The sequence below is a fragment of the Psychroflexus lacisalsi genome (assembly GCF_020164495.1).
Classification (GTDB): Bacteria; Bacteroidota; Bacteroidia; order Flavobacteriales; family Flavobacteriaceae; genus Psychroflexus; species Psychroflexus lacisalsi.
Genome location: NZ_JAIQYZ010000001.1, coordinates 1,167,640 through 1,183,145, shown reverse-complemented (window position 1 = coordinate 1,183,145; position 15,506 = coordinate 1,167,640). Strand labels below are relative to the sequence as shown.

General features: G+C 38.1%; 13 protein-coding genes. All 13 read right to left on the bottom strand.

Annotated features, from left to right (window positions below; genetic code table 11):
- Positions 1-24: 24 nt before the first annotated feature.
- Entirely contained in the window at positions 25-960 is a 936-nt protein-coding gene (locus LB449_RS05480) for a Rossmann-fold NAD(P)-binding domain-containing protein (RefSeq protein WP_224454062.1), read from the bottom strand.
- A 123-nt stretch (positions 961-1,083) separates the two neighbouring features.
- Positions 1,084-2,226, bottom strand: coding sequence for an aspartate aminotransferase family protein (locus tag LB449_RS05475; protein ID WP_224454061.1), 1,143 nt, complete (start codon positions 2,224-2,226; stop codon positions 1,084-1,086).
- Positions 2,223-3,023 carry a pyrroline-5-carboxylate reductase gene (gene proC, locus LB449_RS05470; protein ID WP_224454060.1) on the bottom strand — a complete coding sequence of 267 codons (801 nt, stop codon included), beginning with the start codon at positions 3,021-3,023 and terminating at the stop codon, positions 2,223-2,225. Before proC ends, LB449_RS05475 begins: the two co-directional genes overlap by 4 nt.
- Before the next feature lie 11 nt (positions 3,024-3,034).
- Positions 3,035-4,012, bottom strand: coding sequence for an N-acetyl-gamma-glutamyl-phosphate reductase (gene argC, locus LB449_RS05465; protein ID WP_224454059.1), 978 nt, complete (start codon positions 4,010-4,012; stop codon positions 3,035-3,037).
- On the bottom strand, positions 4,009-5,193 hold the full coding sequence (locus LB449_RS05460) for an argininosuccinate synthase (RefSeq protein WP_224454058.1): 1,185 nt from the start codon (positions 5,191-5,193) through the stop codon (positions 4,009-4,011). The genes argC and LB449_RS05460 overlap by 4 nt, the downstream gene beginning before the upstream one ends.
- Positions 5,190-5,810 carry a GNAT family N-acetyltransferase gene (locus tag LB449_RS05455; protein WP_224454057.1) on the bottom strand — a complete coding sequence of 207 codons (621 nt, stop codon included), beginning with the start codon at positions 5,808-5,810 and terminating at the stop codon, positions 5,190-5,192. Before LB449_RS05455 ends, LB449_RS05460 begins: the two co-directional genes overlap by 4 nt.
- A gap of 355 nt (positions 5,811-6,165) precedes the next feature.
- Entirely contained in the window at positions 6,166-7,431 is a 1,266-nt protein-coding gene (ilvA, locus tag LB449_RS05450) for a threonine ammonia-lyase (RefSeq protein ID WP_224454056.1), read from the bottom strand.
- A gap of 1 nt (position 7,432) precedes the next feature.
- On the bottom strand, positions 7,433-8,929 hold the full coding sequence (gene ilvC / locus LB449_RS05445; protein WP_224454055.1) for a ketol-acid reductoisomerase: 1,497 nt from the start codon (positions 8,927-8,929) through the stop codon (positions 7,433-7,435).
- An 11-nt stretch (positions 8,930-8,940) separates the two neighbouring features.
- Positions 8,941-9,468 carry an acetolactate synthase small subunit gene (gene ilvN / locus LB449_RS05440; RefSeq protein ID WP_224454054.1) on the bottom strand — a complete coding sequence of 176 codons (528 nt, stop codon included), beginning with the start codon at positions 9,466-9,468 and terminating at the stop codon, positions 8,941-8,943.
- Between the two features lies 1 nt (position 9,469).
- On the bottom strand, positions 9,470-11,203 hold the full coding sequence (gene ilvB / locus LB449_RS05435; protein ID WP_224454053.1) for a biosynthetic-type acetolactate synthase large subunit: 1,734 nt from the start codon (positions 11,201-11,203) through the stop codon (positions 9,470-9,472).
- Between the two features lie 49 nt (positions 11,204-11,252).
- Positions 11,253-12,929, bottom strand: a complete 1,677-nt coding sequence (gene ilvD / locus LB449_RS05430; protein WP_224454436.1) for a dihydroxy-acid dehydratase — start codon at positions 12,927-12,929, stop codon at positions 11,253-11,255.
- A gap of 330 nt (positions 12,930-13,259) precedes the next feature.
- The gene (gene thrC, locus LB449_RS05425) at positions 13,260-14,555 is read right to left on the bottom strand and encodes a threonine synthase (RefSeq protein ID WP_224454052.1); all 1,296 of its coding nucleotides are present in this window, start codon (positions 14,553-14,555) and stop codon (positions 13,260-13,262) included.
- Positions 14,556-14,558: 3 nt separating this feature from the next.
- Positions 14,559-15,494, bottom strand: a complete 936-nt coding sequence (locus tag LB449_RS05420; RefSeq protein ID WP_224454051.1) for a homoserine kinase — start codon at positions 15,492-15,494, stop codon at positions 14,559-14,561.
- Between the last annotated feature and the right edge of the window lie 12 nt (positions 15,495-15,506).

The window sequence follows — 15,506 nt, the reverse complement described above, 5'->3', positions numbered from 1 at the left end:
ATTGATATCTATCCGGTTCCTGATTTAAATCTGCTCTAAAATTTGCTTTAACACCAATTGAGCAGCAAAAGTTCTATTGTTAGCCTGAGGAATGATCAATGAATTCTCACTATCCAAAACGGCATCTTGAGCTACAACATTTCGTCTAATGGGCAAGCAATGCATGAATTTTGCCTTATCCAATTTGGCTTTGGTCATCATCCATTTTTTATCCTGACTCAAGATCTTACCGTAGTCTTTATAACTACTCCAGTTTTTTACGTAAGCGAAATCAGCATCTTTAATTGCTTCCTCCTGATCGTAATAAATCGGTGTGTTTTTAGTAATCTCAGGGTTAAGTTCATAGCCTTCTGGATGAGTGATCCTGAAATCTGCTTCCATCAGCTGCATCATTTCCGCAAATGAGTTTGGCACAGCCTGAGGCAATGCTTTGGGATGGGGAGCCCAGGATAAAACCACTTTTGGCTTTTCCTTTTCTTTAAATTCTGAAATAGTTATCGCATCTGTCAAAGCTTGCAAAGGATGCGCCGTAGAACTTTCCATATTGATAACTGGTACTGTAGCATACTTTGCAATACTGTTTAAAACCAATTCTGCTTCATCCTCTTCCTTATTTTTCAAGCCAGGAAATGCTCTCACAGCAATAATATCAGCATACTGAGAAATCACTTCTGCCGCATCTTTCACATGTTCAGAAGTTTTGGCATCCATCACCGACCCATCTTCAAACTCAAGTTGCCAGGCATCATTTACATTCAAAACCATAACTTCCATTCCTAAATTTTTCGCCGCCTTTTCGGTACTTAGTCGCGTTCTCAAACTCGAGTTGAAAAACAACATCACCAAAGTTTTATGACGTCCTAATGCTTCATATTGAAATGGATTTTGCTTCAATCGCTTAGCAGATTCAATAGCTTTATTTAGATTTTTAATGTCGTGTATGCTTGTATATTTTTTCATCTGTATTTTTTATTGTTTAATAAAGATTATATGCAATTCGCTAATATTCATTTCGGTATATCAATTTGTTTGTAGTGGCCCATTTCATTACATTTTTTTAGCAAAGCGGAATTTAATACGCAATTAATTGATATTGAGATGATTTAATTCAACTTGAAGAGCCTCAAAAAAGCGATCCAAATGTGATTTTTGAATAGTTAAGGGCGGCAGTATTCTGATGAGATTGGGGTTTTTAGAACTTCCAGTGAACATACGTTGATTGAAGAGTAAGTTTTTTCTCAACCCAGAAACTGGAACATCAAACTCCAAACCTAGCATCAGTCCTCTTCCTTTAAATGCTTTTAAACCAGAAACTGATTTTGCTTTAGCCTTAAAATAAGCTGACATTTCTGTAGCATTAGACATTAGGGTTTCATTTTGAATAACTTTCAAAACAGATAATGCCGCTTGACAAGCCAAATGATTTCCACCAAAAGTTGTTCCCAGCAACCCGAAAGAGGCTTTGATCTTGGGATGAATCAAAATGCCACCAACCGGAAAACCATTACCCATCCCTTTAGCCATAGAAATAATATCTGGCTGAATCCCATACTTCTGAAACGCAAAAAAATCTCCAGACCTGCCAAAACCCGACTGCACTTCATCGGCAATAAGGCATGTATTATACTTTTCACATAATAGTTCCAAACCCTTATGAAATCCAAGACAAGCTTCATCCAAACCTCCAACCCCCTGGATGGTTTCCAGAATAACAGCACAGGTTTCATCCTGTTTCAAAATAGATTCTACAGTTTCTAGGTCACCTAATTCAACAAAATTAACTTGCTGTTGAGCATTTAATGGAGAAATAATTTTTTGATTATCGGTAGCGGCAACCGCTGCTGATGTCCTCCCATGAAACGAATTTTTGAAAGCCAATACTCTGTGTTTTTGATTGTGAAACGAAGCCAGTTTTAAAGCATTCTCGTTGGCTTCGGCTCCAGAACTACATAAAAACAATTGATATTCCTTGCATTTTGAAACTTGCTCTAGTTTCTCTGCAAGTTCATTTTGTAAAGGATTTTGAACAGCATTACTATAAAATCCAATATTTTGCAACTGATCCGAAAGAGCTTTTACGTATTCCGGATGAGAATGACCAATAGAAATAACTGCATGCCCGCCATATAAATCCAAATACTCTAAGCCTTGGTCATCATAAACATAAACGTCTTTAGCTTTTACAGGCGTGACATCGTACAATGGATAAACGTCGAATAAACTCATAACTGTTCCTTTTTAATCTGACTTATTTTTTGAAATGAAGCTACCATTCCTTGAATAAGTGATGAACTTAATCCCTTATGTTCCATCTCGTTCAAGCCTTCAATCGTGCAACCTCTTGGAGTAGTAACCTGATCGATTTCTTCTTCTGGATGTTTACCATTGGTAATAAGAAGATTTGCTGCTCCTTCACAAGTGTACATCGCCAGTTGTTGAGCTACTACTGAATCAAAACCAAGCTGTATAGCGGCTTGAGTTGAAGCTCTTATCAGTCGCATCCAAAACGCAATCCCACTGGCGCAAACCACAGTAGCGGCTTGCATCTGTGATTCTGAAATCATCATGGAGTGTCCAAGTTTATCAAAAACACCTTGTGCCGTTTGGATAACCTTCTCATCTTTGGAATTACTGCAAAGACAGGTCATTGACTTTCCTACTGCAATTGCTGTGTTAGGCATAGCCCTTATAATGCTCTGCTTTGTTCCACAAATCGCTTCTATTTTGGCTATATCAACTCCTTTAACCGTGGAAATAAGAAGGTGCATTTTATTTAAATGAGGCGTGATTTCAGATAAAACAGATTCAAAGTGAGAAGGTTGAACTGCAAAAATTAAGATCTCCGAAGCTTGGACTGCTTCAACATTACTTGAAGTTAATATCACATTTTCAGTGCTTTTAAATTCTTGGATGCTGCTTAAATTCCGTTTGGTTAAATATAACGAAGTATAAGCATTTTCTTCAACTAGGCCCATAGCAATAGACTTTCCGAGGTTTCCAGTTCCTATAATGGCTATTTTCATGAGATAATTTTTTAAAAATAATTTGCTTTTAGTTCCAATCCCATAGCTTCATCAAGGCCAAACATCAAATTCATATTCTGAACAGCTTGACCAGAAGCCCCTTTAAGTAGATTATCTAACACAGAAGTGATAAGCAGTTTGTTCTTATGCTTTTGAAGATGAAGTAAACATTTGTTTGTGTTTATAACCTGTTTTAGATGAAGTTCCTGTTCTGATACAATTGTAAAACATGCTTCATCATAAAATTGTTCATAAATCGTCTTTGCTTCTTCCAGAGTTCCTTCAAAATGTGTGTAACTAGACGCAAAAATTCCTCGAGAAAAATTACCTCTGTTTGGAATGAAATTGATGCCGTGATTGAATTCATTTTGAAGTCCTATAAGGCTTTCAGAGATTTCATCCAGATGTTGATGTGAAAATACTTTATACGACGAAAAATTGTTATCTCGCCAGGCAAAATGGGTTGTGACAGATGGTGAAGTTCCGGCTCCTGTAGCTCCCGTTACCGCATTCACATGCACATCGTTTTGCAAAAGATGTTCTTTAGCGAGAGGCAAAAGTGCGAGCTGGATGGCCGTTGCAAAACATCCTGGATTAGCAATACAATTAGCTGATTTGATAACCATTTTATTCAGTTCTGGAAGGCCATACACAAAGGTTTTATCTTGAAATTTGGTAGAAGCTTTAAGTCTAAAGTCATTACTTAAATCGATGATTTTAGTTTGATCAGAAAAATAGTTTTCCTCTAAAAAAGCTTTAGAATTTCCGTGACCTAAACACAAAAACACAACATCTACTTCTGAATTTATTTCAGAAGAAAATTTCAAGTTTGTAGTTCCAACTAAATCCTGATGAACTTGATTAATAAAGTTCCCTGCATTGGATGTGCTGAAAATGAAATCCAAATGAGCCTGTGGATGATTTAATAACAATCGAATCAACTCTCCGGCGGTATATCCTGCACCTCCTATTATTCCTACGTGTATCATACTTCTGAATTGACCTGATGAAAAATTTTAGTTGAATTGGCAAAAAGCTTGATAAATCCCTTAGCTTCATCTGCCGTCCATCCCGAATTCATTTCGCCATAACTTCCGAATTTAGCATTCATAAGGTCGTGATCTGACGTTACGCCTTCTAGTGTAAAATGATAAGGTTTGAGTGAAAGAATAACTGTCCCCGATACGTTCTTTTGACTGCTTTCTAAAAAGGCCTCAATATCTCTCATCACGGGTTCCAGATACAAACCTTCGTGCAAATGCATGCCATAATAACTGGATAGAAAATCTTTATGCTGAAGTTGCCATTTGGTGAGCGTATGTTTTTCTAGCAAATGATGTGCTTTGATTATAGTCAGGGCTGCAGCAGCTTCAAAACCCACACGCCCTTTAATGCCAACAATCGTATCTCCAACGTGAATATCGCGACCAATAGCAAATGCAGAAGCAAGCTTTTCCACTTGTTGAATAAGAAAGACTTTGCTATTTTTTTCACCATTCACTGCAACCAATTCACCTTTTACAAAAGTGAGTTCCAGTTTTTCAATTTCATTATTTTGAAGTTGAGAAGGATAAGCAGCCTCCGGTAAAGCTTCATGAGACGTCAAGGTTTCCTCACCTCCAACACTGGTTCCCCATAATCCCTTATTGATGGAGTATTTTGCTTTATCCCACGACATGTTCACCTGATGAGATTTTAAATAATCAATTTCTTCTTGTCTTGATAATTTTTGATCTCTGATAGGGGTGATGATTTCGATTTCTGGCGCTAAGGTTTGAAAAATCATATCGAATCTTACCTGATCATTACCTGCACCTGTACTGCCATGAGCAATATATTGAGCGCCTACTTTTTTGGCATATTTAATAATTTCTACCGCCTGGATAATTCGTTCTGCGCTAACTGACAAAGGATAGGAATTGTTTTTTAAGACATTACCGAATATCAGATACTTTATGACTTTGTCATAATATGAAGCCACGGCATCGATATTATGATAGGATGAAACTCCCATTTTAAGCGCTTTTTCTTCGATTTCTTTGATTTCTGCTGAAGAAAATCCACCTGTATTGACACTTACAGCATGAACATCGTATCCAGCTTTAGATAAACTCAAAGCGCAGTAAGACGTATCTAAACCTCCACTATAGGCTAAAACTAATTTTTTCATGATTTGGTCTTTTTTAAAATTGATAGCTTTATATTCTTTAATCGTTTCCAGATTTTTTTATCAAATGGTTTTTTGAGATTTGAAGATTCTCGCTTTTGATTTGGATCATACAACATACCTGTACAAAAACACATTTTTTGATTAGTACGTTGTAAAACATCATAGTTTTTACAAGTTTGACAACCATTCCAAAACGATTGATCGTCGGTTAATTCTGAAAAAGTAACAGGACGATATCCCAGATCACTATTCATTTTCATTACGGCAAGTCCAGTCGTGATACTAAAAATTTTAGCATCAGGAAATTTGTGCCTGGAGTGTTCAAATATTTTTTTCTTGATCTTTTTAGCTAAACCTTGATCTCTGTAATCTGGATGAACAATCAATCCTGAATTGGCTACAAATTTGCTGTGACTCCAAGCTTCGATATAGCAGAACCCAGCAAACTTGTCGCTTTCCAAGGCAATAACGGCATTACCCTTTTCCATCTTAGAAATAATATATTCCGGCTGGCGCTGGGCAATACCAGTCCCCCTAACCTTTGCAGCTTCCTCAATGGTTGCACAAATGGTTTTGGCGTAAACCGCATGAGACTTATCAGCAATTACAATCTTCATTGCATTGATTTTATTAGTTTAAAGAAAAAAGTGAAATTTTTGAGAAGAGAACCGAACTCATCTAAGTTCTATATAGTGATATAGCCCCTAGGGGCGGCGAAAGAATGAAATACTAAACCCATCAATTGAATTATTGATATGATTTAAATTGTCGAAATGTGAATATGGTGTTTTCAAAATAAATAAAATTGTTGTGAGACGCTAGATTCTTTTAGTAAGTAAAAACTAACGGCGACGAGGCATCCTTATGGGCTGGATGTTTAAAACAACAATATTATAAGTGATATTCATATTCCAAATATAAATTAATAATTCTTATAACAATTTAAAATTCAACTTATTAATGATTTTTATGTTAAACCAAGAATTGAAATAAATCTGGTTTGTTATTCAAATAGTCTCCATAAAACTTGTTGTCCTTCATTCGTTTAACAAGCGGGTCAAAATCCGATTGAAATTTGAGCTCCAATCCTACAACTGCAGCCCCATTCTCTCTGTTGGTTTTCTTCGTATATTGAAAGTAAGTAATGTCGTCTGTTGGTCCTAAAATCTCAGCCACAAATTCTCGCAAAGCTCCAGCTCTTTGTGGAAACTTTACAATAAAATAATGCTTTAAATTGGCGTATAGCATCGCTCGTTCTTTGATTTCGGCAGTTCTTGTTATATCGTTATTGCTCCCGCTGATGATGCAAACGACATTTTTGCTTTTGATCTCTTCAGCATAATGCTCTAAAGCTGCAATACTCAATGCTGCAGCAGGTTCGGCGACGATAGCTTCTTTATTATACAAATCCAAAATCGTTTGACAAATATGACCCTCGTCTACGGTGATCATGTCATGAAGATTCTCTTTAGCTATCGAAAAAGTCAAATCCCCAACACGCTTAACAGCAGCACCATCTACAAAATTCTCTATTGTACCAAGAGCGATATTTTTATCATTCTTAATAGAATTGGACATCGACGGCGCACCTTTAGGCTCCACACCTATAATTTTGGTACTCGGGGATAACTTTTTAAACACGGATGACAATCCAGACGCTAAACCTCCTCCTCCTACTGGAAGAAATACGTAGTCGATTTTATCATCACCAGATTGATTCAAGATTTCCAGACCCACTGTAGCTTGGCCTTCTATCACTTTTGGATCGTTAAAAGGATGAATGAACGTCATTCCTTCTTCCTGGCACTGCTTCATTGCTGCTGCATAGGCATCATCGAAACTATCGCCAACTAACACAATTTCAATGAATTCTTCACCAAACATTTTGACCTGTTCAATTTTTTGTTTTGGTGTTGGTGAAGGCATGTAAATACAGCCTCTGATCTTTAAAATTTTACAGGAAATAGCAACGCCTTGGGCATGATTACCTGCACTGGCACAAACAATTCCATTCCTCATTTCCTCATCAGATAAGGAAGACATTTTATTATAAGCTCCTCTAATTTTATAAGAGCGCACTTGTTGTAGATCTTCTCTTTTGAAAAAGACATTTGATCCGTATTGTTTGGAATAGCGTAAATTTTGACTTAAAGGAGTTACAATAGCAACACCTTCAAGGTTTTTTGCAGCTTTCCTGATGTCTTCAAGTTTTGGTAAATAAGCAGTCTCGACTTCCATTCTATAATGTTACTTTTTCTTTAGATTCTGTTTTAAGGGCTTTCATGGCCACCATTGCGATTCTTAAGCGCTTGCCCGCTTTTTCTATAGGGTGATTTCTTATTTTATCATTAACCTCAATTAATTCAATATTATCAACAGCATGGCCTTCAGCATAAGTTTTACCAATAACGGAGGAATCCACGGACTTCATAAAGTCACTTAAAAGAGGTTTGGCAGCGTGATCAAATAAATAACATCCATATTCAGCAGTATCCGAAATCACCCGATTCATTTCAAATAGCTTTTTTCTTGCTATAGTGTTTGCGATTAAAGGTAACTCGTGAAGTGATTCATAATAGGCTGAATCTTCAATAATACCGGCACTTACCATGGTTTCATAAGCCAACTCAACACCAGATTTCACAAAGGCCACAAGCAAAACTCCATGATCAAAATACTCTTGTTCTTTAATATGATCTGAAGTGAGTTCTGTTTTCTCAAAGGCAGTTTCACCAGTTTCAGCTCTCCATTTCAAAAGATTAACGTCATCATTAGCCCAGTCTTCCATCATCATTTTGGAAAAGTGACCTGAAATGATATCGTCCATGTGCTTTTCGAACAAAGGCTTCAAGATGGATTTTAATTCTTCAGAAAGTTCAAAAGCCTTAATTTTAGCTGGATTGGATAATCTATCCATCATATTGGTAATGCCACCATGTTTTAAAGCTTCGGTAATGGTTTCCCATCCAAATTGAATCAATTTAGCGGCGTAACCAGGCTCCACGCCTTCCTCAATCATTTTATCAAAGGATAAGATAGCACCGGTTTGTAAAAGTCCGCAAAGAATGGTTTGTTCCCCCATCAAATCGCTTTTTACTTCAGCTACAAATGAAGACTCCAGAACTCCAGCTCTATGCCCACCAGTAGCAACTGCGTAGGCTTTGGCTTGTTCAAAACCCTTACCTTCTGGATCATTTTCCGGGTGCACAGCAATAAGTGTAGGTACCCCAAACCCTCTTTTATACTCCTCTCGGACTTCAGTTCCCGGGCACTTCGGTGCCACCATAATCACAGTGATATCTTCTCGTATTTTCATACCTTCTTCTACGATATTGAAGCCATGGGAATAACTTAAGGTTGATCCTTTTTTCATATAAGGCATCACCGATTTGATGACATTGGAGTGTTGCTTATCAGGAGTAAGATTCAGTACCAGATCTGCTTCCGGCACTAATTCCTGATAAGTGCCTACTTTGAAGTTGTTTTTGGTTGCGCTTTTATAAGACTCGCGTTGTTCATCAATAGCAGCCTGTCGCAAGGCATAGGAAATATCCAAGCCAGAATCTCTCATGTTTAAACCTTGATTCAGACCTTGTGCTCCACAACCAATAATCACAATTTTCTTTCCTTCTAAAGCTTTAACGCCTTCTTCAAACTCTGAAGAATGCATGAATCTACATTTACTGAGTTGCTCTAACTGATGGCGTAGCGATAATGTGTTGAAATAATTTGACATGTGTAAATAGTTTAATTTGAAAATGCTTCGAGCATTTTACTTATTTTCATTTCTTCTTTAGAAACAGAAATGCGGCCTGATCTGGTCAGTTGCATAATTCCGAAAACTTCTAATTCCCGGTGTAAAAGTTCTATTTCTTCAGTTCTGCCAGACTTTTCCAGCACAAAGAATTCTTTATTAACTGTTACGATATTCGAATTGCTCTCTTTGATTATATTTTGAATTTGTCGCTCTTCAAAAAGCAATTCTGATTTTATTTTGAACAGACAAGATTCTTGGTAAATGATCTCATCTTCTCTATGGTAATAAGCTTTGATCACTTCTACTTGTTTTTCAATCTGACCAATAATTTTCTTCATTCGTTCTTCAGTCAACTCGACAACTATCGTCCATTTTGAAATGTTTTCAATTTCAGAAACTGAAGAATTGATGCTTTCAATATTGATATGTCGACGCTGAAAAATAGCAGAAATACGATTCAGTAATCCAATATTATTTTCAGTGTAAATTGAAATTGTATAAGGTTTATTTTCTTCCATATCATTCTAATCTTATATCTGAAACACTTGCCCCTGCCGGAACCATAGGAAACACGTTCCCTTCTTTTTCTACGCAAACTTCCAAAAAGTAAGGACCATCGGTTTCCATCATTTCTTTGACGGCTGAATTCAATTCAGATCGCTTTGTGACTTTTTTGGCATCTATATAATAACCTTTAGCAATAGCAACAAAATCTGGATTGGTCATTTCAGTTGAAGCGTAACGCTTGTCAAAAAACAACTGTTGCCATTGCCTTACCATTCCCAGAAATTCGTTGTTGAGTACTACAATTTTAAGCGGAATTCTTTGCTGAAAAACAGTTCCCAATTCCTGTATGGTCATTTGGTATCCACCATCACCAATGACAGCGACAACGTCACGCTCAGGGGCAGCCATTTTAGCGCCAATGGCTGCTGGCAATGCAAATCCCATCGTACCTAATCCTCCCGACGTAATATTACTTTTGGTGATATTAAAATCAGAGTAGCGACAAGCGATCATCTGGTGCTGACCAACATCACTCACAATAGCAGCATTCCCTTTGCTTTGCAAATTGATTTCCTTGATCACTTCGCCCATCGTTAATCCTTCTTTGGTGGGATGGAGATCGTTTTTGATGACTTTTTCGTATTCAATAGTATACAAATCTTTAAAACGTTGATGCCAATCTGTATGTTTTTTTTCTTTTAAATAAGGCAGAAGCTGTGTCAAACTAACTTTAGCATCTCCGATGATTGGAATATTGGCTTTTACATTTTTATCCACCTCAGCAGCATCAATTTCAAAATGAATGACTTTAGCTTGTTTGGCGTAAAAATTCAGGTTCCCTGTCACTCGATCATCGAAACGCATCCCAATGGCGATGAGCACATCGCATTCATTAGTCAATACATTAGGGCCGTAATTCCCATGCATTCCTACCATGCCCACATTGAGAGGATGAGAAGTCGGTAAAGCGGAAGCTCCCAGAATTGTCCAGGCTGCTGGAATTCCCGATTTTTCAACCATAGCTTTGAAGATGGCTTCAGCTTCGCTTAAAATTACGCCTTGTCCCCAAACAATCAGAGGTTTTTTAGCCGAATTAATCAAAGCCGCCGCTTCTTGTATTTTCTCCTCATCTGCAACCGGAACAGGCTTATAACTTCTTATTTGTATGCATTTCTGGTATGAAAAATCAAATTCTTCAAATTGAACATCTTTGGTAATATCGATTAAAACAGGGCCAGGTCGACCACTTTTAGCGATATAAAAGGCTTTAGCCAAAACTTCTGGAATATCTGAAGCCTTGGTAATTTGGTGATTCCATTTGGTCACTGGTGTAGAAATACCTACAATATCTGTTTCCTGAAAGGCATCGCTTCCTAGTAGTTTAGAATTGACCTGCCCTGTGATGCATACCAAAGGCGTAGAATCTATCTGAGCGTCAGCGATTCCAGTTACAAGGTTGGTAGCTCCGGGACCCGAGGTGGCCACGACGACTCCCACTTTGCCCGAAATTCTTGCATAGCCCTGAGCGGCATGAATTGCACCTTGTTCATGGCGAGCCAGCACATGGTGAATTTGATCCTGATACTGATGTAACTGATCATAAACTGGCATGATGGCTCCTCCAGGATAACCATACAAGGTCTTTACCCCTTCTGCTAATAGACATTTAATCACAGCTTCACTTCCCGACATTTTTTCCTTAACGATGGTATCAGTTTGTTTTTCTAAGGTCACAATTTCTTTCATACGGCATAGTTATCAACTAATTTGACTCTGCATTAATTCATTTTCAGTTTTAAAATTCATCAGTCACACAACCTTTTGAAGCTGAATTGACCATTTTTGCATATTTAAAAAGCACTCCTCTTTTAAATTTCAACTCAGGGGCTTTCCATTGTTGCTTACGCTGCTTAAGTTCATCATCAGAAACCTCAAGACTAATGCTATTGGTTTCTGCATCAATAGTGATGATATCTCCTTCTTGGACAAGAGCAAGTGTCCCTCCCTCCTGAGCTTCAGGAGTGATGTGCCCTACCACAAACCCATGAGTCCCTCCAGAAAAGCGTCCATCGGTAATCAAAGCAACATCTTTACCTAATCCTGCTCCCATAATAGCCGCTGTAGGTTTTAGCATTTCTGGCATACCAGGCCCTCCTTTTGGGCCTTCATAGCGAATCACAACGACGTCTCCTTTTTGAACTTTTCCATCTCTGATGCCATCATTAGCCTCATACTCACTTTCAAATACCTTGGCTTTACCTCTAAATTTTAATCCTTCTTTCCCTGTGATTTTAGCAACACTTCCTTCTTCTGCTAAGTTTCCAAATAACATCCTCAGGTGTCCTGAAATTTTGATCGGATCTTCAATTGACTTTATCACTTCCTGACCTTCTTTGAGATCTTCAACATCTAAGAGATTTTCGGCTAAAGTTTTGCCCGTTACGGTCATACAGTCTCCGTGAAGCAATCCTTTTTTGAGTAAATATTTCAGAACAGCCGGAATACCACCAACTTCGTGCAAATCTTCCATCAGGTATTTTCCGCTGGGTTTTAAGTCAGCTAAAAAGGGCGTATTATCGCTTATTTTCTGAAAATCAGTTAATGTAAAATCGATTTGCGCTGCTCTGGCAATCGCCAAAAAGTGCAAAACTGCATTGGTAGATCCTCCCAAAATGGTGACCAACCTAATGGCATTTTCTAAAGATTTCCTAGTGATGATATCTGAAGGCTTGATGTCCTTCTCCAATAATACTCTTAAGGCTTCCCCAGCTTTCACTGATTCATCCTTTTTCTGCTGACTCAAAGCTGGATTAGACGAATTATAGGGTAAGGTCATTCCCAATGCTTCAATAGATGAAGCCATAGTATTGGCCGTGTACATTCCACCGCAAGCTCCAGCTCCCGGACAGGCTTTTTCAACAATACTCTGATATTCTTCTTCTGGCATAGTTCCCGCAACCTTACTTCCCCAGGCTTCAAAAGCAGAGACCACGTCCAGTTTTTTTCCGTTGTGACAGCCAGAATCAATGGTTCCACCATAAATCATAATACAAGGTCTGTTCAATCGAATCATAGCGATGAGTGCACCAGGCATGTTTTTATCACAACCAACTACAGTAATCAATCCATCATAACTCATGGCTTGCACTACCGTCTCCATAGAATCGGCAATAATATCTCTTGAAGGCAAGGAATACCGCATTCCAGGAGTTCCCATAGAAATACCATCACTCACGCCTATGGTATTAAAGATTAATCCCACGATATCCTCATTTGCTGTACCTTGTTTAGCCAATTTTGCCAAATCATTGAGGTGCATATTACAAGGATTTCCTTCGTATCCAGTACTGGCAATCCCCACAATAGGTTTATAAAAATCTTCCTTAGTCAAACCGATGGCGTGGAGCATAGCTTGAGCCGCAGGTTGAGTTGGATCTTGAGTCACCGTTTTGCTATATTTATTCAATTCCATAGAAATGCTTTCATTGTAAAGCATCAAAACTAAAAATTGACTGAAGTTTAGATCCTACTTTGAAAATTTACATGTTAAATCCAATGCTGAAGAATAACTATTAAACATCTGAAAATCAATAATTTAATTTATATATCTTGGGATAGTCAATTCTGAAAAAAAATTAGATTTTATAGAATATTTAAATTTTATCTAAAAGATTTTTAGCTCATCAACTCCTTCAGGTAGATCTAAAACTCAAGACGTGAGATCAAGTGAACTTTAAACCTATAAGCTTGATGTCTAAAAAAATTAAAGTTTGCAGTAACAAAATCAACAGAAATAGAAGAATTAATTTCCCAAAAGAATAAATTTCAGCTCCTCATAAGTAGAAATCTGAATGGATTTTTTCTTCTGATCGATAACTGCTTTAATTTGGGGTGGCAGGTCGACTTTGGTTTGAATAGACGCTTCTACCGTATCCAGAAATTTGGTTGGGTGTGCGGTTTCCAAAAACACACAGTGCGTGTCTGGATTGGATTTCAGATAATCTTTTGCAGCCAAATAACCGATCGCCCCGTGTGGGTCTGCGATATAATTGTAATTTTTATAAAGTTCTTTGAGTCCTTCTCGAGTTTCCTCGTCGGAGTAACTTCTAGAGGATAAATTGTTTTTCAAATCTTTGAATTCGTTTTTGAAGATCTCCTGAATTCTGATAAAATTACTCGGATTCCCTACATCCATCGCATTACTGATGGTCTGAACTGTTGGTTTTGGCGAGTAATTTTCGGTTTTGAGATACTCAGTCACTACCTGATTCTCGTTATTCGCGGCGATGAAATGATGAATCGGCAAGCCTAATTGTTGGGCCATAAACCCGGCGCATATGTTTCCAAAATTACCACTTGGGACAGAAAAAACAATATTTTTATGCTGTTGATGCAACTGCTTGTAAGCAAAGAAAAAATAAAACATCTGCGGTAACCAACGCGCCACATTGATAGAATTGGCAGAGGTGATCTGGACGTGATCGGTGATACTTTCGTCTAGAAAAGCGGTTTTTACCATGTCCTGGCAGTCGTCGAAAACACCAACAACTTCCAAAGCTGTGATGTTCTGCCCTAAGGTGGTGAGTTGTTTTTCCTGAACTTTACTCACCTTGCCTTTTGGATATAAAATAACCACTTTAATGCCCTTGATGCCAAGAAACCCATTGGCTACGGCACCACCTGTATCTCCCGAAGTTGCTACCAACACCGTCATATCTTTCTGCTCTTTGGAATTGAAAAACCGGAGACATCTGGACATGAATCTAGCACCAACATCTTTGAAGGCCATAGTTGGTCCGTGAAAAAGTTCAAGTGATGATAGTTTCTCATCCAGTTTTACCACAGGGAAATCAAAACTCAGTGTTTCAGCAATAATTTGTTTGAGCTCGTTATCTGGAATTTCCGGACTTACAAATTGACGAATGGCTTCAAAAGCAATTTCGTTGTAAGACAAATGCTTGATATTCTCAAAAAATGAGTTGGGTAGCGGTTCAATCGAAGTTGGAAAATAAAGCCCCTTATCTGGCGCAAGTCCCTTGACCACGGCTTCTTCGAAAGTGACCTGCGGAGCTTTCTTATTGAGTGAATAAAAATTCATTAGTTAAGAATTTATGATTTTAATACCATCATGATTTACTTTTGAAACATAAGTCTGAAAGTCAATGGTTGTGTTTTCATATACTTTTCTCATGGCTTGCTCCACTGCTTTTGCAGTAGATTCCCCTTTGGATAAGGCAAAAATAGAAGGACCTGAGCCAGAAATTCCTGTGCCGAGTGCCCCACATTCCAGAGTTACCTTTTTGATCTCATTAAAATGAGGAATGAGCTGACTTCGATAAGGCTCAATAATCGCATCATGAAGAGATCGTTTGAGCAGTTCATAGTCTTCTGTATGCAAAGCATGGACTAAACTCCCTACATTAGACCACTGTACTATTGCTTGTTGCATAGAGACCGTTTTTGGTAATATAGCGCGGGCTTCAGCGGTCTTGATTTCAATCTGAGGATGAATAATAGTTGCGTATAGATCATCTGGTACCGGAAGCTTAAGAATCTCTAATGGACTGAGACTTTTTACTAAAGTAAAGCCTCCAAAAATGGCGGGAGCGAGGTTATCGGCGTGTTCACTTTGACTTGCTACAGCTTCGCCTTTCATCGCAAATTGAGTGAGTTGGGTTTTGTTATAAGGCTTACCCATCAGCTCGTTGATGGCAGAAACACTTCCTGCCGCGCTTGCAGAGCTACTTCCGATACCACTACCAGGTTTGATGTGCTTGTAGATTTCAATTTCAAAACCAACATCTGGCTTTAAATCATCGATAAGCGCCTGAGCTGAAACGCCGGCCACATTTTTATTAGTTTCGAAGGGCAAATCAAAGCCTTCAATTTTTGTAATTCGGATGCCTTTTTCAGGCGAGGTTCTCACGATCATTTGATCACCAACAGTTTCCAGACAAAATCCCAAAACATCGAACCCACAGGACACATTAGATACGGTTCCAGGAGAAAATATATGTATTTCTTTAGTTGAATTCATTAAGCTTACGTA

Coding starts and splice junctions, on each gene's coding strand:
- LB449_RS05480 (WP_224454062.1), bottom strand. CDS start 960: ATGAAAAAATATACAAGCATACACGACATTAAAAATCTAAATAAAGCT.
- LB449_RS05475 (WP_224454061.1), bottom strand. CDS start 2,226: ATGAGTTTATTCGACGTTTATCCATTGTACGATGTCACGCCTGTAAAA.
- proC (WP_224454060.1), bottom strand. CDS start 3,023: ATGAAAATAGCCATTATAGGAACTGGAAACCTCGGAAAGTCTATTGCT.
- argC (WP_224454059.1), bottom strand. CDS start 4,012: ATGATACACGTAGGAATAATAGGAGGTGCAGGATATACCGCCGGAGAG.
- LB449_RS05460 (WP_224454058.1), bottom strand. CDS start 5,193: ATGAAAAAATTAGTTTTAGCCTATAGTGGAGGTTTAGATACGTCTTAC.
- LB449_RS05455 (WP_224454057.1), bottom strand. CDS start 5,810: ATGAAGATTGTAATTGCTGATAAGTCTCATGCGGTTTACGCCAAAACC.
- ilvA (WP_224454056.1), bottom strand. CDS start 7,431: ATGGAAGTCGAGACTGCTTATTTACCAAAACTTGAAGACATCAGGAAA.
- ilvC (WP_224454055.1), bottom strand. CDS start 8,929: ATGTCAAATTATTTCAACACATTATCGCTACGCCATCAGTTAGAGCAA.
- ilvN (WP_224454054.1), bottom strand. CDS start 9,468: ATGGAAGAAAATAAACCTTATACAATTTCAATTTACACTGAAAATAAT.
- ilvB (WP_224454053.1), bottom strand. CDS start 11,203: ATGAAAGAAATTGTGACCTTAGAAAAACAAACTGATACCATCGTTAAG.
- ilvD (WP_224454436.1), bottom strand. CDS start 12,929: ATGGAATTGAATAAATATAGCAAAACGGTGACTCAAGATCCAACTCAA.
- thrC (WP_224454052.1), bottom strand. CDS start 14,555: ATGAATTTTTATTCACTCAATAAGAAAGCTCCGCAGGTCACTTTCGAA.
- LB449_RS05420 (WP_224454051.1), bottom strand. CDS start 15,494: ATGAATTCAACTAAAGAAATACATATATTTTCTCCTGGAACCGTATCT.